This window comes from Yimella lutea (assembly GCF_006715095.1).
In the GTDB taxonomy this organism is placed as follows: domain Bacteria; phylum Actinomycetota; class Actinomycetes; order Actinomycetales; family Dermatophilaceae; genus Yimella; species Yimella lutea.
The window spans coordinates 3,199,246-3,225,608 of sequence record NZ_VFMO01000001.1; the positions used below are offsets into that span (position 1 = coordinate 3,199,246).

Below are 26,363 nucleotides of genomic sequence, written 5' to 3' on the forward strand. Positions count from 1 at the left end.
CCCTTAGTCGATCACGCCGAAGAGGATGAACAGCGGCGGCAGCGCGAACCCGACGGCGACGATCAGCGCGATCGCGGTGGCCGCGGTCTTCGCGATCTTGCGGGCCTGCGGGGTGCCAGTGAAGCCGAGCGTCTGGCAGGCGCTCCAGATGCCGTGGTGCAGGTGCATGCCGAGCGCGACCATCGCGAGGATGTAGATCAGCACCATCCACCAGGCGCCGAAGCTGTGCACGACGAGCTGGTAGGGGTTCTGGGTGATCGCAGCGGCCTGGCCGCCCTCGCCCACATTGATCTTGCCGATCGTGAAGTGCAGCAGGTGCCAGATCACGAACAGCAGCAGCGCAACGCCGCCCCAACGCATCCATTTGGAGGAGAAGGAGGCGGCGACGGTCTTCTTGACCGCGTACTTCTGCGGACGCGCCTGGTTGGCGAGCTTCCACAGCTTCACGGCGCTGTAGACGTGCGCGAACAGTGCCAGGAGCAGGACGACGCGGAAGATCCACAACAGGCCGCCGTACGGGAGCATCGGCTCACCGAAGGTACGCAGGTGGTGGGCGTAGGTGTTGAAGGCCTCTTCGCCCGAGAACACCTTGAGGTTGCCGTACATGTGCAGCACGACGTAACCGACGAAAATCAGCCCACTGACGGCCATCAAGGTCTTCAGGAAGATGGTGCTGCCGGCCTTGCCTGTGCGCTTCGCAGGAAGGGTTTGAGTTGCCACGATGGCAGGGTATCGCCAGGCTGAACGTGTCGTCGGATAAGGGGCACCTTTCATCGCGGCACTGCGCCGGGCGGCAATGCTGCAACGCCGAGTGGCCCGCGACGAAAGACTGATTGGGGCTCAACCTGGCGTCCGAACAAAGCGGACCGAGCCGGCCCACCCTCACCGCGTGCGTGGGCGGCTCCCACCATCGCGTTGACCGGGGCCGCTCCTGCTTTGTGGCGTCGGCGTACCCCGCAGGTCAGACTGCAGTCGTCTCAGCCACCCTGCGGTGCCGAGCCGAACTCGAAGCGGTCGACCGAGCGCCAGACACCGTCCGGGCCGTGCTCGTACAGGTCGAAACCGACGACGTCGAAGGTCGCCTTGAAATCGGCCAGTTCGTCGAAGGCCTCGTCCAGGGCGACGTCGTCCAGGTGGTGCGCGATGGTCACGTGTGGGTGGTACGGAAACTCCAGCTCGCGCTCGACGGGTCCTTGACGCACTCGCGATTCGAGTTGCTCGCACTCGCCGATTCCGCGCGCCACCTGCACGAAGACGACCGGTGAGATCGGGCGAAAGGTGCCGGTGCCGCGCAGGATCATGCGGAACGGTTTCGAGGTCGCAGCCACCGTGCGCAGGTGCTCACCGAACGCCGGCAAATCGATCAGGCGCACGTCGGTCGGCGGCATCAGTGTGATGTGCGGGGGGACGGCGTCCGCGAGTGGATCACCCACTGCCTGGCGGACGGTGCGCAGCTGGCTCGCGTACGGAGTGGGAATCGGGATGGAGACGCCGATGGTCTTCATGTCTGCGGCTCGAATCATCGGGTTTGGATGAATCCCACCGCGTCGTAGACACGTGAGAGGGTCGGAGCAGCGATCTCACGGGCCCGCTGTGCGCCACGCGCAAGGATCTCGTCGAGTTGAGCCGGATCAGCCATGTAGGTGTCGACCTTGTCCTTGAACGGCTCCTGCACCGAGCGGAAGAGGTCGACGACGTCGGTCTTCAGCGCCCCGTACTTGTTCTCGCCTGCGTAGCGCTCTACGAGCGCGTCGATCGACTCGCCGGAAAAGGCATGGTGGATGCGCAGCAGGTTGGCGATACCGGGCTTGTTCTCCGGATCCCAGCGCACCGCGTTGTCGAGGTCGGTCACGGCCGACTTGATCTTCTTGCTGTTCGCCTTCGGCTCGTCGAGCATCATCAGGTTGCCGCGCTGGTCGTCGGCCGACTTGCTCATCTTCGCGGTCGGTTCCTGCAGGGACATGATCTTCGCCGAGTCGGCCGGGATGTGCGGCTCGGGCACGACGAACAGGTCTCCGTAGCGCGCGTTCATCCGCTGCGCGAGGTCGCGGGTCAGCTCCAGGTGCTGGCGCTGGTCCTCCCCCACCGGCACCTTCTGCGCGTCGTACAGCAGGATGTCCGCCGCCATCAGTATCGGGTACGTGAACAGACCGACGTTCGTACCTTCGGCTCCGCGCTTGCCCGACTTGTCCTTGAACTGTGTCATGCGGCTGGCTTCACCGAAGCCGGTGAAGCAGTTGAGAACCCACGCGAGTTGCGCGTGCTCCGGCACTTGCGACTGCACGAAGACGGTGGAGCGCTCGGGGTCGATCCCACCCGCGAAGTACTGAGCAGCGGTGAGCCGGGTGCGAATACGGAGCTGTTCCGGATCGGGTACGACGGTGAGTGCGTGCAGATCGACGACGCAGAACAGTGCATCGAACTCTTCCTGCATCTTCACCCAGTTCACTTGCGCGCCAAGGTAATTACCGAGGTGAAGTGAGTCGTGGGTGGGCTGCATGCCCGAGAGGATGCGGGGTCGAGCGGAGTTCATGCCGAGCATTGTGTCAGGCATTTCGAGTGCGTTACTCCGACGGTCGATCCTCGGCGGGGGCGAGTTCGTCGACCAGCGGAACGACGTCGGCGATCGAGTCACAGATGAGCGTCGGCACGAAGGGATACCGGTCGACCTTCTCCGGACGTGTCGAACCGGTGAGCACCAGGATCGTGCGCAGGCCCGCTTCCAGTCCACTGCGAATGTCGGTGTCGAGGCGGTCGCCGATCATCACGGTCGTCTCGGAGTGCGCTTCGATCTGGTTCAGCGCACTGCGCATCATCAACGGGTTCGGCTTGCCGACGTAATAGGGATCGACGCCAGTTGCCTTTGCGATGAGGGCTGCCACGGCACCCGTCGCCGGAAGCTTGCCCTCGGTCGACGGTCCGCTGGCGTCCGGGTTGGTGCAGATGAACCGAGCACCGTTCTCGATCAACCGAATTGCCCGGGTGATCGACTCGAAGGAGTAGGTGCGGGTCTCCCCCAGCACCACGTAGTCCGGGTCGCGGCTCGACATCACGTAGCCGATGTCGTGGATCGCAGTGGTCAACCCCGCCTCACCCACGACGTACGCGGATCCACCCGGACGCTGGTCGTCCAGGAACTGTGCGGTCGCGAGGGCCGATGTCCAGAGCGCGTCCTCTGGCACCTCGATCCCACTGGCGCGCAAGCGTGCCCGGAGGTCGCGCGGGGTGTAGATCGAGTTGTTGGTGAGGACGAGAAAGCGGCGTCCGCTGTCCTGGAGCGCCTTGATGAACTCGGCCGCGCCAGGAATCGCGTGTTCTTCGTGCACGAGCACGCCGTCCATGTCGGTGAGCCACGTCGCCACAGGCTTGTCGTTCGTCATGAGTTCAGTATCCCGGCGCTTGTGCTGGCGGGACTACTTGCGATGTGGTGAGTCAGTTCACGAGTTCGCCGACGGCTCGCCGGATCGCTGAGATGAACGCTTCCTCACTGAAGGTCGCGGCATGCGCGGTCACGTGGGCACGGTCGAGCGGCAACGAGGCGTGTCGACGGACCGCATCGACGATCTGGTCAGCTTCGGCCACTGGGAAGAAGTAGCCGCTCACCCCAGGCTTCACCGTGTCGAGATAGCCACCCGATTGCAGCGCGAGGGTAGGCGTGCCGAACGCCGCCGCCTCGATCACCGTCAAGCCGAAGTCCTCGTGGCTGGGCGCGACCAAGGCCCTCGCGTGAGCGTAGAGCCACCTCAGCTGGGCGTCCGGAATTCCCTCCAGCAGAACGCAATTCGCACCCATCGACGAACGGAGTCGATCGGCGATCGGTCCGCGCCCCACAATGACCAGCCGTTCGTCCGGCATCGAATTGAAGGCGTCGATGGCCTTGTCCACGTTCTTGTACGGAAGTAGCCGCGACACGAGCAGATGGAAGTCGGGCCATCCACGCTGGACCACTTCAGCGGCGGGCTCCTGCAGACCGTCGGTTTCGACGCGATGCGGTGGAAACACCACGTCGGCGCTGATCCCGTACACCTGCTTGATGCGCTCCTGCACAACATGTGAATTGGCCAGGTAGCGATCAGCGGTCTTCGCGGCCAGCGCGTCCCAACGTTTGAGGGCCGGTGTCATGGCCGAGAGCGCAGGCTTGATCACCCCGGCCTTCGTACCTAGGTATTCCTCCGGCAGATAGAGCCACCGAGCCGGCGAGTGACAGTAGACGAGCTTCTTTCCGGTGGTCGGGAATCCATGGGCCCACCCGCTGGACGATGCGACGACGACATCAGCGTCGATCATCACCTGAGAGGCGGCAGGGGCGAGAAACGGAAGCGCAATGCGGTGGTTGGTTCGCAGTGCCCCCACCTTGTTGAGTGGAGACACGCGCACATCGGCATCTCGGAACTCAGGGAAGGTGGTGTCGGGGTCGTAGAGCGTGGTGTGCACCGGCGCTCCCGGGAAGGCCTTCATCAGTGAAAGGACGACGCGTTCGGCTCCGCCGAGCTGGGTCAGGTAGTCGTGTGCGATGGCAATTCTCATCGCCGTTCAGTATGCCCGGACTGTCGCAGTACTGGTGCGTCCGGTTCGAGGTTGCCGACGCCTGAACCCGATCCCGTAGGCTCACGCCGGGTCAGACCATCAAGGGGGTTGGCGAATAAGTATGCGCATCGGGGTCAATACCGCGCTCCTGTCTTCGGCAGGCGATTTCCGTCAGGCCGGAGTGAGCAGGTACATCCGCGAGTTGTTGGCCGCCATGGGACCGCTCACCCGCGACGACGAGGACATCGTGTCGATCAGTCCCGGCGGATCCGGTCCGCTTCGGCACCCTGTGGGCCGCATCGCTTGGGAACAGACCGCGCTCGCCGCACGGGCGCGAATGATGGATGTTGATCTGCTCCATGGGCCGGTGATGGTGGCTCCCCTGCTCGGGCCGCCGAGCGTCGTTACCGTGCACGACCTCGCATTCGTCCGATACCCAGAACACGCGCCCAAGTCCCGCACGGCCTATCTGGCGGCGGCGACCCGGCAATCCGTGCACCGAGCGCGCCGCGTGATCACGGTCTCGCATGCCACTGCTTCGGACCTCATGGACTGGACGGGCCTTCCCGCCGACCGAATCGAGGCAATCCCGCTTGCGGCCACGCCGACGATTCAGCGCCCACCAGCCGATCGCCTCCAAGCCTTCCGACGCGACACCATGGCTTCGCCGTACATCCTTGCCGTCGGGACGATCGAACCGCGCAAGAACCTTCTCACCCTCCTTAACGCCTTCGCGTCCATCGCCGACCGCATCCCGCACACCTTGGTCATCGTCGGCGGCGAAGGATGGAAGAACGCAGCGTTCGAAACCGCTGTCGGCGAACTCGGGCTCGCGTCCCGTATCCGTTTCACCGGACATGTTCCTGACGCAGAACTCAGTTGCTGGTACAGCGCCTGCGACTGTTTCGTCCTCCCGTCCGTGTTCGAAGGATTCGGCCTTCCTCCGCTCGAGGCGATGAAATGCGGCGCGCCGGTGGTCGTCAGCAACACCTCATCCATCCCGGAAGTCGTGGGCGATGCGGGCCTCACTGTGGCGCCACTGGATGTCGTGGGCTTCGCGAACGCGCTGCTCCGGGTGATCGAAGACCGCGGTCTGCGAGCCGAGCTATGTGCGCGAGGTGTCGAGCGGGCCGCGGAGTTCAGTTGGACGCGCACCGCGGAGGCGACGCTGGAGGTCTACCGGGACGCGGAAGGGCGTTGAGCGTCACCACGAAACGCGCTGGCGAAACGGCGGTCCTTCAGACGCAGAAACGGCAATTCGACGAATCGGTAGGAGAAGGCGACGACGGCCAGCGTGACCGCCAGGCCGGCGCAAGAGCGCAGCCAGTCGGGTCCGACCCGGAGTTGATGGGCGAACATGCTCAGAATCGGGAAGTGGTAGAGGTACAGGCCGTACGACCGACGTCCGAGCCAGACGAGAACGCGGTTCGCCCACACCTCGCCCGCGCCGCCCGGCGACACCGCTATTCCCAGCACGATCACCACAGTGAGGAGCCCTGCGACGCCGAACGCTCCGGTGACCCAACCGAATTCCCACGGCACTACAAGCAGGCCAAGCAGGAGGAGCGATGCGACAATTTGGAGCCACCGCAGCGGGCGACCTACCCGTCCGAAGTCCCAGCGGCGCATGGCGACGGCCATTAGGCTCCCCCAAATGATCGGCACCCCACGTACGTATGACGCGCGTACAGCAGCTATCGAGCTAGGCCAGGAAACCATCACCGCGACGACTGCAGCTATTGCGATCCCGATGCCGAGCACGCGGAACAACCCGCGCCGCGACCAAACGAGCACCAACGTGATCGGCCAAAGCAGATAGAAGTGCTCTTCGATCGACAATGTCCACGTGTGTTCGAGTAACGGGGCCGCGTGGCCGAGGTAGATCCACCAGTTGGCGACGTAGGCCAGCGCGGCGAGAGATGCTCCGGCCACCTCACCGGACTCGCCGGTGAGTGTTCCGAGCAGCAGCACTCCGGCACAGGTTAGGACGAGTGCCGGGTATAGGCGGAGGAGTCGCCGCAGGTAGAACCGGCCGAGTGCCACGGAACCCGTGGCGGCGTGCTCCCGCACCAGCAGCGAAGTGATGAGGAACCCGCTGAGCACGAAGAACACGTCGACGCCCGCGAATCCGTTCGCCGCCGGACCGAGCGACATGTGGAAAATGACAACGGCCATCGCGGCAACGCCCCGAAGGCCGTCGAGGCCCGGAAGATGCCCCGGACGTGCGGCCCTGACATCTTCATGCATGACACCCTCCAAGCCGAACCGATGTCGTTCCACCCGCAGGCTGCGTTTGTGCAACATCCTCAGGCGATTAGATCGGAATACACGCGCAGGTAAATGTCCGCCACGTGCTCCCACGACAACGACTCCGCGTGGGATCGTGCAGCCATGGGGTCGACTGGCTCGCGATGCGCCGCGACGAGTGCATCTGCGAGGGCGCGGGTGTCATTCGGGTCGACGCCCCAACCCAAGCCGCCGGTCGCGTCGGCGAGTCCACCGTTGGTGCTCCAGACTACGCCCCGCCCAGCAGCCATCGCCTCGACGGCGACGATCCCGAAGGGTTCGAGCCGGCTCGGCACCACGGCGACCCGGCTGCGCGCGAGCAGGTCCTGGACGCCGGAGCGGTCGAGCGACCCGACGAATTCGACTCCGGAACCGGCCAATTCGCGCAATGCCGGGGTCTGTTCGCCGTCGCCACCGATGCGCAGCACAGCGTCCGGCAACTCCGTGCGGACCAACGCGAACGCCCGGATGAGCAGGTCGAGACCCTTCTGCGGCACGTGGCGACCCCACGCAGCGAAGGTCGGTTGGGTGGGCAGTTCGGTCACTTCCCACTGGGCGGGGTCGACGCCGTTCGGCACCACAAGGCAGTCGGCGAAGCGTGCGGCCACGGCGGCTGCGTCGTCGCCGGCCCTGCGTGAGCACGCGGTGAGCAGCGCTGCCCGCCGTGACCCGGTGCGCAGCGCCAGACGCATCTGGGCGCTGTGCTGGTAGATCTGTCCCGCGTCCATCGTCACCTCGCCCTGCGTGGTGATCACGAACGGCACGCGGTGCCGCGCGGCATAGGCCGTGAGGGCCGGCACCTGGTTGGCCGGGCACTGCACGTGCAACACATCGGGGGGCGCTCCGATCGCTGCCAACGCTCGCAACTGACGGGCGACGGTCGCCGGGTAACCGGCGAGCGCCCGCGGGTCGCAACCGGGCAAGTCGAAGAGGATCCGGCGCACCGGAACCCCCTCCACCTCGTCGACCTCGGGGAGCTCGGACGGGTGACGATGGACAACGACGGTCACCTCGTGACCGCGTCGCTGATACTGCCGCGCCAACTGGAGTGTGAGTTCTTCGACGCCCCCCTTGGCAGGAAAGAAGGCACTGGGTGCCAGCCATATCCGCACAAGCTCAACTAAACAACATGGGGCATGGTTCGATGTGTGTCGGTCCGACTTCCGGACCAGGGGGTTTCACGCGGAATAGGGCGGCAATGGTCGAACGTCGGGTGTTAGTTACTGGCGGCGCGGGATTCATCGGGTCACACCTGGTGGAGCGCCTGCTCGAGCGGGGAGACGAGGTGCTCGTCGTCGACAACTTCTACTCGGGCCTGCGGTCGAACGTGCACCACCTGATCGGCCACCCGTCGTTCGAGCTGATTCGGCACGACGTCACGTTCCCGCTGTACGTGGAGGTCGACGAGATCTACCACCTGGCCTGCCCGGCAAGCCCGGTCTACTACCAGCGCGACCCTGTGCAGACCACCAAGACCAGCGTGCACGGCTCGATCAACATGCTGGGCCTGGCAAAGCGCACCGGGGCGAAGATCTTGCTCGCCTCGACCTCCGAGGTCTACGGCGACCCGGAGGTGCACCCCCAGCAGGAGGGCTACTGGGGCCACGTGAACCCGATCGGCATCCGCTCTTGCTACGACGAGGGCAAGCGGTGCGCTGAGACGCTCTTCTTCGACTACTGGCGCCAGCACGACCTACCGATCAAGGTGGCTCGAATCTTCAACACCTACGGGCCACGGATGCGTCCCGACGATGGGCGCGTGGTGTCGAACTTCATCGTTCAGGCGCTCGCCGGCGAACCGATCACCATCTACGGCGACGGCCAGCAGACTCGCTCGTTCTGCTTCGTCGACGACCTGGTCTCGGGGCTGATCTCGCTGATGGATTCGCCCCCCTCGTTCACCGGCCCGGTGAACATCGGCAACCCCGGCGAGTTCACCATGCTCGAACTCGCCCAGAAGGTGATCGCGCTGACCGGCAGCGACTCGCAGATCGAGCATCGTCCACTCCCCCAGGACGACCCGGTGCGACGCCGCCCGGACATCTCGCTCGCCCAGTCGGAGCTCGGATGGGCCCCGCAGGTCGTACTGGACGACGGTCTCGCGAAGACCGTCGACCACTTCCGGTCGCTGCAAGATGCCTGACCTCACCGCCGATCCGCTGCGGATCGCGATGATCTCGCACTACCTGCCCAGCGCCAGCAAGATCGGGGTCGGTTACCAGGCGCACGCATTGGCCAACGCTCTTGCTGATCGAGGCCACCACGTCACAATGTTCAGCGACTCCCCGCCCGTCGAGGATGCGCGGTATGCGCACCGGCTCGTCGCGGTCGAAGGACCGCTGCGGACCTTCCGCTTCGCGACCCACTTGAGGCGCATCGACTTCTCCGGCTTCGACGTCGTGCACGCACACGGGGACGACTACTGGCTGTGGAAACGTCGTGCGCCTGTTCACGTACGCACCATGCACGGGTCGTGTTTCGAGGAGGCGAAGCACATTCCCGGCGCGAAGGAGAAGCTGCGGATGGGCGCGCTCGGGGTGACCGAACTGCTCGCCTCGGTCGTTGCGGACCGGACCGTCTTGGTCTCCCCCGACACCCGCAAGTGGATGCCGTGGGTGCTCGATGTCGTGCCCAACGGCGTTGACACCGCACGCTTCACGCCTGCGGCGGCGCCGAAGTCAGACCACCCCACGGTCCTTTTTGTCGGCACGTGGCGCAACCGCAAACGAGGCGCCGAACTCGCCCGGATCTTCACCGCCGAGGTGCGCCCCCAGGTGCCCGACGCCGAGCTGTTGATGGTGACGCACGATGCCCCCGCGACGCTGCCCCACGGTGTGCGGGCGCTAGGTCGCCTCTCCGACGAGGAGTTGGCGCGTGCGTATGCGAGCGCATGGGTGTTCTGCCTGCCGTCGGACTATGAGGGGTTCGGCATTCCCTATGCCGAGGCCATGGCCTCGGGCACACCGGTGGTCGCAACGCCCAACATCGGTGCGCGGTATGTGTTGCAGAGCGGGCAGACCGGCGGGGTGCTCGCCGAACTCGACGGGCTCGGCGCTGCGCTCGTGAAGGTATTGACCAGCAGCCCCTATCGAGAGTCGTTGCGGCGCAAAGCGATCGAGCGCAGCGAGGACTTCTCCCTCGATCGAGTGATCGACCGCTACGAGGCGTACTATCGTAATCGAGTACTACACCGCTGAGCACATCGCCTGTCGGCTCTGCCAGACGGCGACAAGTGCGGGCCCGAGGATGCTGCGATGCAGAAACCACCTGCGATGCTGCGCCCAACAACTTCGACACTGCCTCAACGCTTTGAGATGCCTGCACGCGAAGTGACCGCCGGAACGAGGGTGCAAGTATAGCGCCCCGCGTAAGCCCGACTGCCACCGAGAGATGCGTCGCTGTGCCTCGCTTATCACCTCGCCGATAGCACCCCCTCGCCGCGTCCAATGCCTGGAACCCGTAAAGTTCACGAGTACGACTCAGGCCAGAATCGCACGCCCGAACAGAGTCGAAATCACCCTTACCGGCCGCCTGATCTCTCTGCGCAGCGATGATGCGCGAGCGCTCGCGCAACCCGGCCCGATAGTTCGCTGAGGAATTCGCGCCATGCTAATGATAACGCGCGAGGGATTCCATAATTCCCACATAGACCCCTCCAAGGCGTGCGGGGGACTGACCGTGGCGGTTGGCGGGGAAGGTCCGTAATGACCGAGACACTGGCGGTCGTGCCGCCTGAAGATGCTCCTGTCCCTGACCTCGATGCGTCTGCCTCGGTTGCTGAGCCGAGCGCCGTGCCTGACAAGGCGCTGGATACGGGTCCGTTTACCGCGACAGTGCGTCCTCGTAGGCCGCGGCCAATAGTGGAGCGACGGCCGCCACGGAGTAACGCTCGACTGCCCGAGACCGGCCACGCAGACCAAGCTCTGCCGCCACGTCGGGGCTGGTGAGCGTCTCCGCGATGGCGCGAGTCAGTCCGTCAATGTCGTAATCATCGACCACCCACGCTGCGTCCCCGACGACATGCGGGATCGAACCCGTCCTGGTCGTTATGAGGGGCCTCCCCGACGCCATGGCCTCGGCCAGGACGTATCCGAACTGTTCTTGCCAATACGGCGTGGAAAGGCTCGGGATGACAACGACATCGGCGGACCGGAACACCCGGGGTATGTCCGCGTACGACTGACCTTCCAGCAGATGAACGCGCTCGGCAACACCGAGTGCCTCCGCGGCCACTTTCACCCTTGTCGTTTGCGGGCCATTGCCGACAAGCACCAAGTGGGGAGCCGCCGCAGCACCGACGACCTTTGAGAAGGCGTGGACGAGTTCGATGACGCCCTTCTCCCTGATCATCCGACCCACGAAGAGCACGATCGGCGCGTCGGCAGGGATGCCGGCCCGCGCCGCAAGGAACGAGCGGTCGTGACCGGACTCGAATCGATCCGTGTTCAGGGCCGCAGGAACGACTCGGATCCGGTCTTCTTCCACTCCCTCGGCAATCAGCGTGTCCCGCGCCGGTTCCGTCACCGCTACGAAGACGGCGGCTGCGTCGCGGACACGCTGTTTGCGCTGCGTCATGACCGGGTCATCGTCGTACAGGAACGGAATGTTCTCCCAACAGGTCAACACAAGCCGAGCGCCGATGCTGCGGGCAATTTCGACGCACTGGTCAGTGAACGGGATGAACGTCTCCGCAGCGTGGACGATGTCGGCCGACCCGATTGCTTCGCGCAGTCCGCGCAGCATGCCGGCCTTCTTCAGGGGTGGGGGCAGGGGCAACCCGGCGCGGCGCGCAACTCGCACCGCTCGCCCGTTCACGTGCGGCGCCAGCAGTGTGACTGGCACGGGAACCAGGTCGACCTCATAGTTTGCGGGCGACTCTCCGATGGCTCGGACCTCGAAGCCGTCCAGGCCGGCGAATACCTGCGTCTCGAACGGGTTCAGCGCGCTACCTCGCACAAACGCCACCGACGGCCCCGCACCTGTCATGCCAATCCCCCATTGCTCATTAATCGCCGAACTCGATCACGTCTCCATCCTGCCCTGTCGCTCAATCACCCTCGCAGTCGGATCCAACGGCGCGGAGGTCGCTTTCCGCACTGCCGCCCGCTGCATACGACTGTGGGTCCTGCTCGGCCCAGTGCTTTGCGGCTCGTTGGAGCCGAGCAGGCGCCGCACCGAACCGGCCGGTGACCGCGTCGCGGAGGGCGTAGCCCAGCACAAGCCCGTTTCGTACGACGGCCCGGGTGCCCCGGCCTGGGCGCGGCTTGAGGTGCGGAAGCAGTTGTCTTCGTAGGAAGCGGGTCTCGCCGAGCACTCCCGCATTCGTGCGCTCATGCACAAACGTCAGACCGTTGCGCGCGTAGAAGTACAATCCGAGGTAGCTGAATTCTCCTGCGAATGAAGCGGAAACGGTGTGGTGGATAACCGCACGTGTGTCGACCAGCAGCGGAACTCCAAGCCGCGCAGCCCGAACACTCCAGTCGGAGTCCTCGAAGTTGAGGAAGAACCGCTCGTCGAACAGCCCGACGCGCCGCCACACCGCCGCCGTGGCCGTGATGCAGCAGCCGGTGAGCACCTCGGACTCACGAACGCCGTCGTCGGTCGGCGACAATTCGCCCTCGCCCAGATGGCGCGCAAGCCCTGTGGACGGGTCGACGACGCCACCACCGAACCACACGCGGCCGGGCTTGCTGAGATACCGGACCTCCGGCGCAACCGCGGCCCCTCCTGCAGCTGTCAGTTCCAGTTGCTCAAGGGCGCCGGGCAGAACCATGGTGTCGTTGTTGAGCACAGTCACCGTCCGGGCACTCCGCTCCAGCGCCCAACGGAGCCCCGCGTTCATGCCTCCCGTGAAGCCCCCGTTCGTTCCCAATTGGAGCGTTGAGATGCGGTCACCGAATCGCAGGCGGGACGCATCGATGACACCGTCGAAGGATCCGTTGTCGATCACCAGCGGGTGAATCGTGGGCTCGCTCAGTACGATCGAGTCGAGACAACGCAACGTGTCTTCCCTACCGAAGTAGGAGAGAACCACAACCACATGATCCATTACCTCAACCCTGCACAGTCAAGAGCCGGAGCACTGCCCCGGCGGAGCGGTGGAGGCGACGTGGCATAGCACGCTGGATGGCGACGGCGTCTTCCTGTGCCAGGCCGGCCCGAGTGGTCCGAAGCATCAGAAGGAAGACTGCACACCCGACGGGGATCGCACAGAATGCTGCGACCCACCGACCCAGCTGGATCGGCTCGATCAGGGCCCATGTCGCAACTGCGACCGTGACTGCGAATGTCAGGCTCCCCGTCTGCTTGACCATTTCGGACCAAGGCATCTGCATCGCGCGCAGTTCGCTGCCGACGAGCAGGACCAGTTGGACCAGCGCCCCACTCACATTGGCGATCACTGCTCCCCATCCGCCGAGCGATGGAATGAGTGCGAATGCGACACCCACATCGACGATCAGCGCCAGCAAGTTGACCCTGAGAATCGTGCCGGCGGCCAGGCGCCCCATGACGAACGCTGAGACCGGACCACTTGCGACGAGCAACCCGGCAGAGATCGCAAGGGCGACGAACATCGGTTCGCTCTGCGAGTAGGCGTCTCCGTAGAGCGCTGGCATGAGCAGTGCGAAGAACGGAACACCTGCGACCAACAACAACGAAACGATCAGCGCTGAAGCACGGATCGTCCGCCGGAATGCCGCCTCCACCGCCGATGCTTGAATCTCCCGAAGTCCGGAGATCGCGGGCATCAACGGTCCGACCAATGCCTGCGCTGGGGCGAAGATGTGCGACGCCAGGCCGTAGGCCAAAGCGAAAGTACCGACCGCCGCCGCGTCCCCGAGCCAGGCGAGGAAGAACACTTCGGTGCGCGACAGGACCAGCGTGGCAACGAGCCCTCCGATCGCCGTTGGCACTGCGAATCTCCAGAAACCCGCCGGCATGCCCACCGGAATCTGTGGGTGGAGTACCGCGCGCCGATAGCCGGGATCAACAACAACGAGGGCGAGGCCAACCCCGAGCCCGCCAGCGGCCAGACGAGCAGCCCAGACAGCGTCTGCCGTGCCTACCAACCAGAGTGAAAGTAACGTCGCCGCCTGAACCAATATGTTCACAACCATCGCGTTCTGGGCGCCGGCGGCTGTCTTGTTCTCGATCGCAAGACATGTCGTCGCGCCGTCAAGAAGCGCAGGGCACCAGACACCGAACACAAGCGCAAGCAGAAGCATCGGCAGAGGTACATCGGCCACGAGCAAAACCACGAGCGTCAGCAGGGGTGCCGCGATGAACAGTCGGAAGCCTTGTGCCTTGGACAGGAGCCGTCGAACGTCGTCGTGGCGCCCTAGTGCGTGCCGCTTGGCGCCGAACTGGATCGTTCCAGTCGTCACCCCCACTGCGATGATCCCGCCCACGACGTCCATCAACGTCATCAGGAACGCGAGTCGTCCGTAATGAACGACTCCCAGCGCCCGTGCCAGGATCAGATTGACGACGAAGCCCATGGGAACAGCAGTGATCGTGTGGAGCATGGTCCAACTCGCACCGCGGATCGCCCGGTCCTGCAGTGCCCGGGGCCCCAGTTGTCCGGCAGCCCCAGCGCTGGCCATTTGATCCGGCCCCGGGCCGCTTTCAGCGCTCACCTTCGCTGCTCCACCATCTTCGAGCCTCGCTGTCGCGCTCACCGTACTCATCGACGCCGACGGAACTCGGAACCTCGTCAAACGTGTTGGTGGAGTCAACGATCACCCGTCGTCGCCAGCCGCTGATGGCCATTGCGATCGCCGTCGCTCCCGCAACGAGCAACAAGCTTCCGAGCACGTCGCTGGGCAGATGGGCGTAACTCACCACGTTGCCGAGCGCCCCCAGACCGGCAGCTCCCGCGGCGACCACGAGGACGACCTGCGGAGGGCGCGACGGCCAGAGGAACACGGTTGCGACACAAGCCGATGCAATGAGCGCGGCGTGGGTCGACGGATAGGTGTTGTTGCTCGGGAGCGAGACGCCGAAGTCGGGACGATCCGGACCGCTGCGACGCAGGAGCCAAGCGATCACAGGTGCCACCGCGACTATCGTCGTTGCGACGAGTGCCCACCACCGGCGTCGCGCGGCAGCGACGATCGCGAACGGGCCGACGACGACAAAGGCCAGCACGGGCCCCACATCGCGGGCAATCTCACCAAGCACAGTGTCGATCGGTGACCCGATGTGGTTGTGCAGGAAGTTGTTCGTCGCTGAGTCCAGGCGTTGGCCCTGCGCCGAGCGGACAGACACGAGGTAGGACACGACAAACAGCGCGAACAGGGCCGCCCCCGCGACCATGGACCGCCGGCAGTGGCGCCGTCGCTCGGTCACCGGCGCGCGAGTGCCCGCCGCCGGCCACCCTTCGCGTGGCTTTCACGCTTGGTCCCCGAACGCGTCGACGATTCCGACTCATAGGTATAAGTGCCGTAGTACGACTCCGACTTCGCGCTCACCATGTTCATCGCAAAACCGTCGATCTCGACACCGGCGGTCTGCAGCACCTTCACCGCCTGTGCGAGATCCCGCTTTCGCGTTCGATCTGCAGCCACGACCATCACAAGTCCGGCGGTCATTTTGTCGAGCAGCACCGCGTCAACCACCGGGAGCACGGGAGGGCTGTCCACCAGGACATAGTCGAAGTCTGCTCCGAGCTTCTCGAAGACCTCGGTCATCCGTTGGGAACCGAGAAGTTCGCTCGGGTTCGGCGGCACTTGCCCGGCGGCGAGGATGTGGAGGTTGGTGTCGCCGTAGGGCTGAATCACGTCGTTGAGGTCGGCCCGGCCGAGCAGCACAGTCGTCAACCCGGCCGCGCCTTCCAAGCCGAGCGTGCTCGCCACGGTCGGCCTCCGGAGGTCGGCGTCCACAAGCAGCGTGCGAGAGCCGGTCTCCGCCACGGCTCGGGCCAAGTTGATCGCCGTCGAAGTCTTCCCTTCACCCGGCACGGCAGACGTGATCAGAAAGGCGTTCCCGGTGGTCGTGACGTCGACGAACATGAGACTCGTGCGCAGTCGACGCACGGCCTCCAGGTAGCCGTGGCGCTCCGCTGCGCGCGAGTTCCAGGACGAGATCACCTTCTGCATATTGTCTGCCGGGAGAGCCGCCAGAAGCGGGCTGTCCGACACCGTCTGCAGGTCACCCTCGCCTCGAACCTTCGTGTCGAACACATTGCGCATGAGGGCGAAAGCGACGCCGAGTAGCAGGCCTGCAAGCGCGGCAATCTCGATGTTGCGTGTGACGTTCGGCGACGTCGGTGACGCAGGCACGCCGGCCGGCGAAATCGTGGTCGCGGCGACAGCCTGGCCGGACGACTTCAGCAAGGGCGAGAAGGTGGCTGCGGCCTCGGCGAGCTGGGGTCCCGTTGCATTCGCGATGGCGGCCGCCCGACGAGGATCGGAATCGACGGCAGTGACGTTCAGGATGGAAGCGCTTGGATTGACTGTCGCCGAGACATTGATCGGGTACCCGGCCGGCAGCCCGAGGCGGCGGCGAAGGGGCTCGATGACCGGGGGCGATCCGAGGACCGCAACATAGGTGTTGAGATCTTGTGCAGTGATGACTGCGATGCCATTGTTCGCGTTTGAACTCTGGGCAGTCGTCTGGAGGTAAAAACTCGATCGCGCAGTGTAGGAGCGGGGCTGTTGCATGGTGACGAGAGCCGCGACCGCGACGACGACGAGGGTGCACAGGGCGATGATGCGCCATCTGCGGCGCATTACCCTCAGAAACTCACGCAAGGTCACGATTGAATCCATCTGTCCGGTGGACACGTCGTCGTCAGCGATGATGCTGCGTCAGTGGACGCCCCCAACTGTCCTTACCCCAATTCTGCAGGAGTGTAACGTGCGTGTCCTACGCCTCTCGCACAGCGCGGTCGTCACCGCCTGGCGGGCCCGCGATCGGTTGATCCGCGCGCATGACATCGACCTCCGGCTGCTGTCGGCGAAGGTGTGGGACGAAGGCGGGCGCAACGTCACGCTCACTCCCCATCCAGGCGAGCAGGTGACCGGGGTGGCCACTCGGGGTAAGCACCCTGCCCTCTTCGTCTACGACCCGCGGCCCGTTTGGCGGGAGCTGCGCCGGCCGCTCGACGTCATCGACATCCACGAGGAACCGTTCGCGCTGGCGACTGCCGAGGTGCTGCTGCTACGGCGGCTGGCCCGCCAACCGGCGCCGTACGTGCTCTACTCCGCGCAGAACCTCGACAAGCGCTACCCCGTGCCGTTCCGTTGGCTCGAACGCTGGGCCTTGCGGCACGCAGCGGCCGTGCAGGTCTGCAACGCCGAGGCCGGGCGCATCGTGGAGCGGAAAGGATTCCCCGGCCGGTCGACGCTGCTCGGCCTCGGCATCGACACCTCCCAATTCACACCCCGTCCCGACCACCGACCGACAACGGGTGAGATTTGCGTCGGCTACGCCGGACGCTTCGAATCGCACAAGGGAGTGGGCGTGTTACTCGAGGCGCTCGCCCTCGAACCGCGGCTGCATCTCCAACTCGCCGGCGCGGGTCCGTCCGAGGCACGGCTTCGAACACAGGCCGCGGAACTGGGGATCGAGCCGCGGATCACCTGGCGCGGGTCGCTTTCCGGTGCGGCGCTCGCCGACTTCTACCGCGAAATCGACGTACTGGCCGTGCCGTCGTTGACCACGCCGAGTTGGATCGAGCAGTTCGGCCGCGTCGCCGTCGAGGCGATGGCCTGCGGCACCCCAGTGGTCGCTTCCGCCAGCGGTGCCCTACCCGATGTGGTCGGCGACGGCGGCCTGCTGGTGCCCGAAGCCGACCCCCACGCGCTGGCCGAGGCGCTGGTGCGGGCCGGCACCGAGCCGGAGCACGGTCGTCTCTCGGCGGCCGCGACCGCACGGGGCGTGCACTACGACTGGCGGCAGATCGCTGCCGACCAGGTGGAGATGTACCGCCGGATGCTGCACGAGCCATTGGCGACCGGGGAGCGCCGAGTGCACGTCGTGCTGGTCGCCTACGGCTCCCCCGACCTCGTCGACCGCGCGCTCGCGCCCCTCGTCGGCTTCGACATCACGGTGGTCGACAACAGTTCACGGACCGACATCGCCGAGGTCGCCGCCCGCCACGGGGCCGCCTACGTCGACCCCGACCGCAACGGCGGGTTCGGCGCGGGAGTCAACGTCGCGCTCGGGCGGCCCGACGTGGCGGGCGCCGACGTCCTGCTGCTCAACCCCGACGCCGTGATCTCCCCCGCCGAGGTGCACATCCTGCATACCCACCTCCTGGCCGACCCGGACCTCGCGAGCGTCGCGCCCGCTCAACACGATGCCGACGGAAGTCCGTCACGGGTCGCTTGGCCGCTCCCCTCGCCGGGCCGGTCGGTGCTCGAAGCGGTCGGTCTCGGCCGCCTCGGCCCACAGAACACGTACGTCATCGGGGCGATCATGCTGCTGCGCGCCGAGGCGCTGGCCCAGGTGGGCGGTTTCGACGAGCGGTTCTTTCTCTACGCCGAGGAGACCGACTGGGCGGTTCGCGCCGCGCACCTCGGGTGGCGGCATGTGCTGGTGTCGGAGGTGGACGCGCTGCACATCGGTGCCGCGACCAGCGGCAACTCGGACGTGCGCGAGGCTCACTTCCACGCCTCGCAGGAGATCTATCAGCGCAAGCACTTCGGGGCGACCGGATGGCAGGTGGCCCGCTGGGCGCAGATCGCCGGCGCGGCCGCCCGCGGTGTTGTGCTGAGCGGCGAGCGTGGGGCGCAGGCTCGAGGCCGAGCACGTCGCTATCTGCGGGGGCCGTTGGCGGTGCGTGCCGCAATTGTGCGAACCTCTGACAGGTCCGAGTCGACGACCTGATCAGGGCAGGCGCACATAGGACCCGGGCGAGAGCAGGAGGGGAACGCGTGGCCGCACACAGCACCGTGCGACGGCTGCTGCATTGGGGCGGCGTCGCGTTGGTGGCAGTCGTCGCCCTGGCACTACTGTTCGGCGCCGGCCAACAGATTCCGCACCGGCCGACCTTGGTGGTGATCGGGGCGGCGATCGTGTTGTTGTTCGCGCTCAGCCTCACCGAGTCGGCGCTGGTGCCGATCGCGTTCCTCCCGCTCTACCTCATCAGCACTCGGGCGGGGCTCGGTGGCATTGACCTGTCGGTGTCCGATCTTGCACTCTTCGTTGCCTTCTGGCCGGCGGTGCTGCTTGCACCGCGTCCGTTCTCCCCAACGCTGCGTACGCTGCTGTGGCTGTCGGCGACCTACCAGGCGTGCCTACTGTTCACCCTCATCCAGAACCCCTACCGCGCGAACTACTTCGAGTGGGCACACGAATGGCTGTTGATCAGCGGGGCGTTGGTCGTCGGCTGGACCATCGGGAGGCGCGGCTACGCCGGGCTCGGCCTCAGCATCCTGCTCGCCTGCGCGAGCGTGCTCGCGGTGATCACGATCGTCACCGGTCTGCGGCAGTACGCCGGAGGCGACTTCTCTGCGGTGTACGTGACGTCGCCGATGCCGATGCCGATGCACAAGAACTTCATCGGACCGCTCATGAGCGTCTGCGCCATCGTCGCCTGGCTTCGGCCACCCCAGATGAAGCTCGGTCGGCTCACCCCCGTGGTGCTCGGCCTGCTGCTGGTGGCGCTCGGGATGAGCCAGTCGCGCCAGGCGATCGTCGGTCTCGCTGTTGCCATGGCGGTCGTCGCCGTGCGCCGGGGCGTGAAGCACCCGCGCCGCGTGCTGACGTTCGCGGCAGTTCCTGCCCTCGGCTTCACCACACTCACCGTGCAGGAACAACTCAGCACGACTTCCGATGCCGCGCAGTTCAACTCGGCCAACCAACGAGTCACCTGGTTCGCCGACACGATGGACGTCTGGGCGCACCAACCTCTCGTCGGGGTCGGCCTGCGCTGGTGGTACACCAACCGGTTCACCCACCGCTTCCAACCACCCAATGCATTGCTCGAGGTCGGCTCGTCGGCCGGCCTCGTCGGCGTGCTCGGCTTCGTGATCTGGGCCATCGGCAGCGTCGTAGTCACCTCGCGCGACCGCTCGGTCTATGGAATGATCGCCTTCGGCGTGCTGGTCGATCGCATGGTGCAGGGGCAACTCGACATCTTCTGGGTGGCCGTGACAGCGTCTCTGCCGTTCGTCATCATCGGCATCTGTCTCGGTGGCCGAGCCGCCGAACTCGACCCCACCGGCGCGGGCGCAGACATCCGGACTATGCACGGCGCCGGTGGCGGCCACCGCGTCGAGGTGGCCGGAGCCAGTCCGCGGTGAGGGTGGTCCACGCGATCCGGTCGGGCAACTTCGCCGGAGTCGAACGCCATGTGCTCAGTTTGGCCATCACCCAGCGGCAGCGCGGTGACGAGGTGACGGTCATAGGTGGCGATGCCTCGCGGATGCAGGCCCCATTGGCCGAGGCCGGCGCACGGTTCACCCCGGCGACGACCACCTTCGACGTCGTCCACGCGTTGGCACGGCTGCGCAGTTGGGGCCCCGACGTGATCAATGCGCACATGACGGCTGCGGAGACGGCGGCAGTGATTACCGGGCTCGCCCCCGGCGCGGCACCGATCGTCGCCACCCGGCACTTCGCGACGCATCGCGGCAGCAGGCCGGCGCTCCGACCGATCCTGCGCCTCGGTACACGCCGCTTGGCCGCACAGATCGCGGTGAGCGACTTCGTTGCAGCGCACATCGATGGGCCATCCACCGTCGTCCACTCCGGCGTGCCGGTGCGACCGCACTCCGACGTGCCACGCGAACGCACCGTGCTGGTCGTGCAGCGGTTGGAGCCGGAGAAGCTCACCGACCTCACGTTGAGCGCGTTCTCGCGCTCGGGCCTTGCCGCCGAAGGCTGGCGGCTGGAGTTGGTGGGCGACGGCGCCTTGCGTAACGACCTGCAGGACAACGCTGTTCGGCTCGGTATCGCCGGAGCCACAACCTTCCTCGGGCACCGCTCCGACGTGCCCGACCGGATGGATGCGGCCTCGATCCTCGTAGCGCCCACCGCCTCCGAGGCGCTGGGCCTGACCGTCCTGGAAGCGATGGCCGGTGGCCTGCCGGTGGTCGCATCGGCGTCCGGCGGCCACCTGGAGACCGTCGGATCCGCCTCGGATGCAGCGATGTTCCCGGCGGGTGACGTCGACGCTGCCGCCCGGCTGCTGCGCGAGCTCGCCGCCGACGACACCCGACGCGTTGCCTATGGCGCGGACCTGCGCGCGATCCAACGCGAGCGCTTCACCATCGAGGCCCAAGCCGAGGCCACCGACGCCGTCTACCGGAGCGTGCTGTGACCGCACACGACCTCGTGGTGATCTCGTTGGAGGCATGGGACGAGGTCTGGCGCCGCAACCAACACCTCGTGCACCGCCTGCTTCTCACCGACCCCGCGCTGCGCGTGCTCTGGGTCGAGCCGAGCGTCGACCCGCTCCACGCCGCCCGCTCGGGTCGACGCCCACGACCCGGACGCGCACTGCGTCCGGGCCCGAGCCTGCCGGGCGAGAACGGCACCAGAATCCTCCTGCTCGAGCCCACCAAGCTCCTCCCCCGCAAAATCGATCGCGGACAGGATCTGCGGTGGGCCCGCCACATCGCGCAGACGGCGAGGCGCATCGGTTTCGAACGTCCTCTGCTGTGGGTGAACGACCCACGGGGCGCAGACGTGCTCGACGCGACGGGTTGGCCGGCGATCTACGACATCACCGATGACTGGCTGCAAGCGGATCGCACCGCTGCGGAGTTGGCGCGATTGCATCAGCACGAGTCACTGCTGCTCGACCGGTGCGCGCAGATCGTCGTGTGCTCGCCCGCGCTCGAACGCACCAAGCAACGCGCCGGTCGCACCACCCTCATCCCGAACGCCGTTGATCCGGAGACCTACCGCCGACCCGCACCGCGCCCACATGATCTCCCGGTCGGCGCCAACGCCGTATACGTCGGGACGCTGCACACCGACCGCATCGATGTGTCCCTGGCCATCAGGACAGCAGAGCGTCTCGCCGGCCGTGCGACGCTCACCCTCGTGGGACCGAACCTTCTTACGCCCGACGACCGCACCCGCCTCGAGAGGGCAGGAGTGGTGCTCCTAGGGCAAAAACCGGTGATGGATGTGCCCGCCTATCTCCAGCACGCTGACGTGCTCGTCGTGCCACACCTGGTCAACGCATTTACCGACAGTCTCGACCCGATCAAGGTCTACGAATACGCGGCGGTCGGTCGACCGGTGGTGAGCACAAACGTCGCCGGCTTCCGGGATGCGCGTGACGATCGCGTGACGATCGCCGACGGCGAAGCATTCGCAGATGCTGTTGCCTTGGCGGTGCCCGGCCGGTGGCGGTTCTCCGATCGAGCAGACCGGCCGGTGCCGTCGTGGGACGACCGGGCACGCCAGATGGCGAGTGTTATCTCCGCTGCCACGGGCTGGACGTAAGGGCGGAGACGATGGAGCCGGTCAGAAACGGTCACTGCCCTCGCGTCCAGGCTCCAGCGCGACATCACCGCTCTCGCAGGATCCCCACTGCAAGCAGTTCCACGACGAATCGGTCGACCTCAGGCGCGAGTTCACTCGGTGGCATGTCGTAGTGAGCCGCCAGGTCGCGGATCAGACCTTCGCGCGACGTCCCTGCCTGACATGCCCCCCAAATAGCCGCCGCAGTCTCGTTCATCGCCATCAACGGGCCGTCCGGCAGCTTCGCAACGTAAAAAGTGTCGTCGGTGCATACCCAGCCGACACGTTCACCAATCACAAGGTCAGCCACGTCGTGACCGCCCGCGCCACCATGTCCAACTCTCCTGCCCTGCTTTCGATGCGCGCCGGATCGTCTCCGCAACAATCTCCGACCGTGTCGGCTGCCGTCCCAAGCGATGAGACAAATCATCGATATTGACGCGCGGCGCACGTGCGATGATCCGAATCCGCTGCCGCCACGAGTGCGCTGCACGGTACCGTCCCAACCACTCGGCAGTGCGGCTCCCGTCCTGCGTCACCGCGCTCCAGAGGGTGTAGTCAGGCTCCCTGCTGAAATCAGCGAGATGTCCCGTCGCTGCCGCGAAGGCCACCTGAGCCTGAAGTTGCCCAACACAGCGCTCGATCACCGCGGGATCGATGCCCGGCTCTACGATCCAGCGCTGGACGGGGTCGCCGACGCCCGACCTGGCGGCATTCAGGATCAGAATCGTGGCCTGCATCGGCAAGGATGGAACAGAACCGGTCGCCCCCGCGAGCTGGCGGGGTTGTCGTTCCTTCCACAGCAGTTCGAACGCTTCATCGGCGGGGAGGTTGATGCCGGGAAACCAGCGATGTAGATCGAAGTAACCCCACAAGTCGTGCAAGTACGTCTGTGCATGCTCGAACGGCGACCCATTCGCGAAGGTGCTGTGGATCCGCCAGCCACGGGCACGTAGCGCCGTGTCGAGCCGGCTGACGTGGGCCGGGCGGACCAACGCATCGACGTCTGAGCCAGGTGCTTGTCTCGGGCTGAGGCGAGAATCGACAGCCTCGCCTTTGATGTGCAGCAACTGAGCGCCCGCATCATCTGCGATGAGCTGCACCGCCGCTCTGCCGAGGACCACACGGACGCCGGAAGGCGCCTCCACCCGCTGTACACCGGTCCCACTCTGCATCGTCATCGGATGCAGCCTAACCCCGGTGGCCAGCGACGCGTCTGGTCTCCGTTCTGCCCACTTCGTGCTGTTCCGTTGCCTAGTCCCTACCAGGGGTCTACTATCGGGCTCGGAGAGTCGAAGTCCCGGGGGGGCCACCGATCCGACTCGGCACGACCAACGTCGACTCTGAAGGTGGGAATCATGAGTAGAAGCAAGACCGACGGCACCGTCACTCGGCGCAATGTAGCGACATCCGCAGCGTGGGCAGTGCCCGCCGTCGCGCTCGTGTCAGCTGCGCCCAATGCCGCCGCGTCGGTGCCGTGTGTGCCGACCTTCAGTTTCGGTGGCAACAGTTGTAAGTGCCCTGGGCAGTCGACCGACCAGTCGTGGGGGTATTACCTGCAGATCTGCGCGACCGTGAACGGGTGTACTGGTCCGGGCGGCGCGACCAAACTTTATATCTGGGACGTGACGAACAACGCTAAGAAGAAGCTGATACCGAGTGGGGCCAGTTTCCCGCTGGTTCTCGACATCGGAACCGGCAGTGCCTGCAGTACTGGATACCTCCTCTTCAACAGTGAGAGCAGCGCATCGAAGATCCGCTTTCAGTACAGCTTCGCTGCCAACGGAAGCGGCGCTCAATGGAGCAGCGACATCGATGCTCCGCCCAACTGCGGAACTAACGCCAGCGGCGGCTGCCTGCCGCCACGTTAGGTGAGTCGGCGCAGCGAGAGACGCGCCACAGCAGGTAAGCGGCCCCACCGACAGGTCGGGGCCGCTTACCTGTGTCAGCGAAATCAGGCGGCGCTCATCGCCTTCTGCAGGTTTTCGTCGATCGCGGCGAGGAACTCCTCGGTGGTGAGGAACGCCTGGTCCTTTCCGACGAGCAGCGCGAGGTCCTTGGTCATCTTGCCTTCCTCGACCGTCTCGACGCAGACGCGCTCAAGCGTCTCGGCGAATTTGGTGACCTCCGGGGTCTCGTCGAGTTCCCCGCGCTTGGCGATGCCACGCGTCCAGGCGAAAATCGACGCGATCGGGTTGGTCGAGGTCGCCTTTCCCTGCTGGTGCTGACGGTAGTGGCGGGTGACCGTGCCGTGCGCGGCCTCGGCTTCCACCGTCTTGCCGTCAGGGGTCATGAGCACCGAGGTCATCAGGCCCAGCGAACCGAAGCCCTGGGCCACGATGTCGGACTGCACGTCGCCGTCGTAGTTCTTGCACGCCCAGACGTAACCGCCCTCCCACTTCAGCGCTGCCGCGACCATGTCATCGATCAGTCGGTGCTCGTAGGTGAGGCCGAGCTCGTCGAACTTCTCCTTGAACTCGGTGTCGAAGATGCGCTGGAAGATGTCCTTGAACGCGCCGTCGTACGCCTTGAGGATGGTGTTCTTGGTCGACAGGTAGACCGGCACCTCGCGCTGCAGGCCGTAGTTGAACGACGCGCGGGCGAAGTCCTCGATGGATTTGTTGTAGTTGTACATACCCATCGCGACGCCGCCGTCCTCACCGAACTCGGCGACCTCGAGCTCCATCGGCTCGCTGCCGTCGGCCGGGGTGTAGGTGATCGTCACCTTGCCCTTGCCGGGCACCTTGAAGTTCTGCGCCTTGTACTGGTCACCGTGCGCGTGACGGCCGATGATGATCGGCTTGGTCCAGCCCGGCACCAGACGCGGGATGTTGCTGATGATGATCGGCTCGCGGAAGATCACGCCGCCGAGGATGTTGCGGATCGTGCCGTTGGGGCTCTTCCACATCTCCTTGAGGCCGAACTCCTCGACGCGGGCCTCGTCCGGGGTGATCGTCGCGCACTTGACGCCGACGCCGTACTGCTTGATCGCGTTCGCTGCGTCGACGGTGATCTGGTCGTCGGTCGCGTCGCGCGACTCCATACCCAGGTCGTAGTACTTCAGATCGATGTCGAGGTACGGGTGGATCAGGCGGTCCTTGATGAAGGTCCAGATGATCCGCGTCATCTCGTCACCGTCGAGTTCGACGATGGGGTTCTTGACCTTGATCTTCTCCATGCGGTTGCTGGCTCCTGAATCGGTGGGGGTACGGCGTTGTTCGCTCGCAACAGGCTATCCCCGACCGGCAGCTAGCGAACAACCCGGCCGCTACCGGCCGGTCACGTACGCAACGACAACGGCACTCCAAGCGCCTTGGAGTGCCGTTGTCGTTGTACACGTCGGTTAGGAGGCAGCGACGCTGACGGCAGTGTCTGCCGTGCTCACGCCGTCGCTGCCCGACGCACTCCGCGCCTGCGGCGCGCGGTTGCCGGTGTAAGGACCCAGCGTTCCATTGCGTCGCTCGAAGGTCAGGTCCACAGCAGGCTGCGACCCAACGCCATCCTGGTCGATCGTGATTGACCGTTGCGTCCAATAGGTGACGTTGTTACAGCGGTCGCTCGGTTGGGTGAAGGTTGCCGTCACGTGGAAACCACCCAGGCGGAGTCTGCCGTCGGCGCTGACACTCGCCGGGTCGATCGAGCACGTGTAGGTAAAAACATAGGGCGTGTACACGAAGCCGTCCGCCTTTATCGTCGGAGTGCCGCGGACCGGGCCGGACCAACACGTCGACGAGTGCCCGATGTTCGTTGCCCAGGTAGCGGTCTGGTTGCCGATGATCCAATATGTGAGGACCGCGTTCGAGATCACAGCCGTCGACTGCACGTCGTACAGGTATAGGCCGTAGGGAGCACCATCTGGCCCGTTGCCGTTGAGCGTTGAGTTCACCTCGAGGGTGTACTTGCAGCTACCTAGAGACCTGGACGAATTCAGCACCCAGCCGTTGATTCCCGGATCGATCCGGAGTGAGGCCGCGGCGGGGGGCGCGGCACTTGCGAGTGCCACAACTGGCGCAGCCCAAGCCATCCCCTTGGCCACCGTCCGACGGTTCACACTGTTTTCCGAAGTCATACTTTCCCCACTAGGTCGTGCCCGCTACATCGTGCGCAGTCGCGCACTCCCGAATCGG

24 protein-coding genes are annotated in these 26,363 nt (G+C 65.6%); 8 read left to right on the forward strand and 16 right to left on the reverse strand.

Features of this window, described 5'->3' with window-relative positions:
* Positions 1–3 precede the first annotated feature (3 nt).
* The 5 genes from FB459_RS15375 to FB459_RS15395 form a co-directional block, all read right to left on the reverse strand.
* A complete protein-coding gene (locus FB459_RS15375; protein WP_246092481.1) occupies positions 4–720 on the reverse strand; it encodes a succinate dehydrogenase cytochrome b subunit in 717 nt (238 codons plus the stop codon).
* Between the two features lie 257 nt (positions 721–977).
* Complete coding sequence (locus tag FB459_RS15380; RefSeq protein ID WP_246092482.1) at positions 978–1,523, reverse strand: 2'-5' RNA ligase family protein; 546 nt, start codon at positions 1,521–1,523, stop codon at positions 978–980.
* Positions 1,520–2,533 carry a tryptophan--tRNA ligase gene (gene trpS, locus FB459_RS15385; RefSeq protein WP_141929108.1) on the reverse strand — a complete coding sequence of 338 codons (1,014 nt, stop codon included), beginning with the start codon at positions 2,531–2,533 and terminating at the stop codon, positions 1,520–1,522. Before trpS ends, FB459_RS15380 begins: the two co-directional genes overlap by 4 nt.
* A gap of 31 nt (positions 2,534–2,564) precedes the next feature.
* Positions 2,565–3,380, reverse strand: a complete 816-nt coding sequence (locus FB459_RS15390) for an HAD-IIA family hydrolase (RefSeq protein WP_141929109.1) — start codon at positions 3,378–3,380, stop codon at positions 2,565–2,567.
* 52 nt (positions 3,381–3,432) lie between these two features.
* Complete coding sequence (locus FB459_RS15395) at positions 3,433–4,527, reverse strand: glycosyltransferase (protein WP_141929110.1); 1,095 nt, start codon at positions 4,525–4,527, stop codon at positions 3,433–3,435.
* Positions 4,528–4,708: 181 nt separating this feature from the next.
* On the opposite strand from FB459_RS15395, the gene FB459_RS15400 reads away from it, so the two are divergent.
* Positions 4,709–5,728: a glycosyltransferase family 4 protein gene (locus FB459_RS15400; protein ID WP_168990240.1), complete on the forward strand. Its 1,020-nt coding sequence runs from the start codon at positions 4,709–4,711 to the stop codon at positions 5,726–5,728.
* Here FB459_RS15400 and FB459_RS15405 read toward each other — a convergent pair.
* Positions 5,704–6,774, reverse strand: coding sequence for an acyltransferase family protein (locus tag FB459_RS15405; RefSeq protein WP_168990241.1), 1,071 nt, complete (start codon positions 6,772–6,774; stop codon positions 5,704–5,706). The genes FB459_RS15400 and FB459_RS15405 overlap by 25 nt on opposite strands.
* Before the next feature lie 59 nt (positions 6,775–6,833).
* On the reverse strand, positions 6,834–7,925 hold the full coding sequence (locus FB459_RS15410; RefSeq protein ID WP_281279577.1) for a glycosyltransferase family 4 protein: 1,092 nt from the start codon (positions 7,923–7,925) through the stop codon (positions 6,834–6,836).
* Positions 7,926–8,011: 86 nt separating this feature from the next.
* Between FB459_RS15410 and FB459_RS15415 the strand changes: the two genes are divergently transcribed.
* Positions 8,012–8,956, forward strand: coding sequence for a UDP-glucuronic acid decarboxylase family protein (locus tag FB459_RS15415; protein WP_141929112.1), 945 nt, complete (start codon positions 8,012–8,014; stop codon positions 8,954–8,956).
* Positions 8,949–10,010: a glycosyltransferase family 4 protein gene (locus FB459_RS15420; RefSeq protein ID WP_141929113.1), complete on the forward strand. Its 1,062-nt coding sequence runs from the start codon at positions 8,949–8,951 to the stop codon at positions 10,008–10,010. The genes FB459_RS15415 and FB459_RS15420 overlap by 8 nt, the downstream gene beginning before the upstream one ends.
* A 625-nt stretch (positions 10,011–10,635) precedes the next feature.
* On the opposite strand, the gene FB459_RS15425 is transcribed toward FB459_RS15420, so the two are convergent.
* The 5 genes from FB459_RS15425 to FB459_RS15445 form a co-directional block, all read right to left on the reverse strand.
* Positions 10,636–11,778 (reverse strand): glycosyltransferase family 4 protein, encoded by a 1,143-nt coding sequence (locus tag FB459_RS15425; RefSeq protein ID WP_170221963.1) that lies wholly within the window; start codon positions 11,776–11,778, stop codon positions 10,636–10,638.
* Between the two features lie 82 nt (positions 11,779–11,860).
* Positions 11,861–12,862, reverse strand: a complete 1,002-nt coding sequence (locus tag FB459_RS15430) for a glycosyltransferase family 2 protein (RefSeq protein ID WP_129625913.1) — start codon at positions 12,860–12,862, stop codon at positions 11,861–11,863.
* Positions 12,863–12,866: 4 nt separating this feature from the next.
* Positions 12,867–14,492 (reverse strand): oligosaccharide flippase family protein, encoded by a 1,626-nt coding sequence (locus tag FB459_RS15435; protein ID WP_170221964.1) that lies wholly within the window; start codon positions 14,490–14,492, stop codon positions 12,867–12,869.
* Positions 14,440–15,093 carry a phosphatase PAP2 family protein gene (locus tag FB459_RS15440; RefSeq protein ID WP_211345211.1) on the reverse strand — a complete coding sequence of 218 codons (654 nt, stop codon included), beginning with the start codon at positions 15,091–15,093 and terminating at the stop codon, positions 14,440–14,442. Before FB459_RS15440 ends, FB459_RS15435 begins: the two co-directional genes overlap by 53 nt.
* Before the next feature lie 65 nt (positions 15,094–15,158).
* Positions 15,159–16,571 (reverse strand): tyrosine-protein kinase domain-containing protein, encoded by a 1,413-nt coding sequence (locus tag FB459_RS15445; RefSeq protein WP_141929116.1) that lies wholly within the window; start codon positions 16,569–16,571, stop codon positions 15,159–15,161.
* Positions 16,572–16,671: 100 nt separating this feature from the next.
* Between FB459_RS15445 and FB459_RS15450 the strand changes: the two genes are divergently transcribed.
* From FB459_RS15450 to FB459_RS15465, 4 genes are read left to right on the forward strand one after another with little or no spacing between them, the layout of a single operon-like run.
* Positions 16,672–18,645 (forward strand): glycosyltransferase, encoded by a 1,974-nt coding sequence (locus tag FB459_RS15450; protein ID WP_246092485.1) that lies wholly within the window; start codon positions 16,672–16,674, stop codon positions 18,643–18,645.
* A gap of 47 nt (positions 18,646–18,692) precedes the next feature.
* Positions 18,693–20,063 (forward strand): O-antigen ligase family protein, encoded by a 1,371-nt coding sequence (locus FB459_RS15455; protein WP_141929117.1) that lies wholly within the window; start codon positions 18,693–18,695, stop codon positions 20,061–20,063.
* Positions 20,060–21,082: a glycosyltransferase family 4 protein gene (locus tag FB459_RS17450; protein WP_170221965.1), complete on the forward strand. Its 1,023-nt coding sequence runs from the start codon at positions 20,060–20,062 to the stop codon at positions 21,080–21,082. The genes FB459_RS15455 and FB459_RS17450 overlap by 4 nt, the downstream gene beginning before the upstream one ends.
* Positions 21,079–22,218 carry a glycosyltransferase gene (locus tag FB459_RS15465; RefSeq protein WP_141929118.1) on the forward strand — a complete coding sequence of 380 codons (1,140 nt, stop codon included), beginning with the start codon at positions 21,079–21,081 and terminating at the stop codon, positions 22,216–22,218. The genes FB459_RS17450 and FB459_RS15465 overlap by 4 nt, the downstream gene beginning before the upstream one ends.
* 64 nt (positions 22,219–22,282) lie before the next feature.
* Here the strand turns inward: FB459_RS15465 and FB459_RS15470 are convergent, their stop codons facing one another.
* A complete protein-coding gene (locus FB459_RS15470; RefSeq protein ID WP_170221966.1) occupies positions 22,283–22,546 on the reverse strand; it encodes a PqqD family protein in 264 nt (87 codons plus the stop codon).
* Positions 22,539–23,417 carry a nucleotidyltransferase family protein gene (locus FB459_RS17455; protein ID WP_170221967.1) on the reverse strand — a complete coding sequence of 293 codons (879 nt, stop codon included), beginning with the start codon at positions 23,415–23,417 and terminating at the stop codon, positions 22,539–22,541. The genes FB459_RS15470 and FB459_RS17455 overlap by 8 nt, the downstream gene beginning before the upstream one ends.
* 177 nt (positions 23,418–23,594) lie before the next feature.
* Between FB459_RS17455 and FB459_RS15475 the strand changes: the two genes are divergently transcribed.
* Positions 23,595–24,107, forward strand: a complete 513-nt coding sequence (locus FB459_RS15475; RefSeq protein WP_141929120.1) for a hypothetical protein — start codon at positions 23,595–23,597, stop codon at positions 24,105–24,107.
* An 83-nt stretch (positions 24,108–24,190) separates the two neighbouring features.
* On the opposite strand, the gene FB459_RS15480 is transcribed toward FB459_RS15475, so the two are convergent.
* The gene (locus tag FB459_RS15480) at positions 24,191–25,414 is read right to left on the reverse strand and encodes an NADP-dependent isocitrate dehydrogenase (RefSeq protein ID WP_141929121.1); all 1,224 of its coding nucleotides are present in this window, start codon (positions 25,412–25,414) and stop codon (positions 24,191–24,193) included.
* A 165-nt stretch (positions 25,415–25,579) separates the two neighbouring features.
* Positions 25,580–26,122, reverse strand: coding sequence for a hypothetical protein (locus FB459_RS15485; protein ID WP_141929122.1), 543 nt, complete (start codon positions 26,120–26,122; stop codon positions 25,580–25,582).
* Positions 26,123–26,363 lie beyond the last annotated feature (241 nt).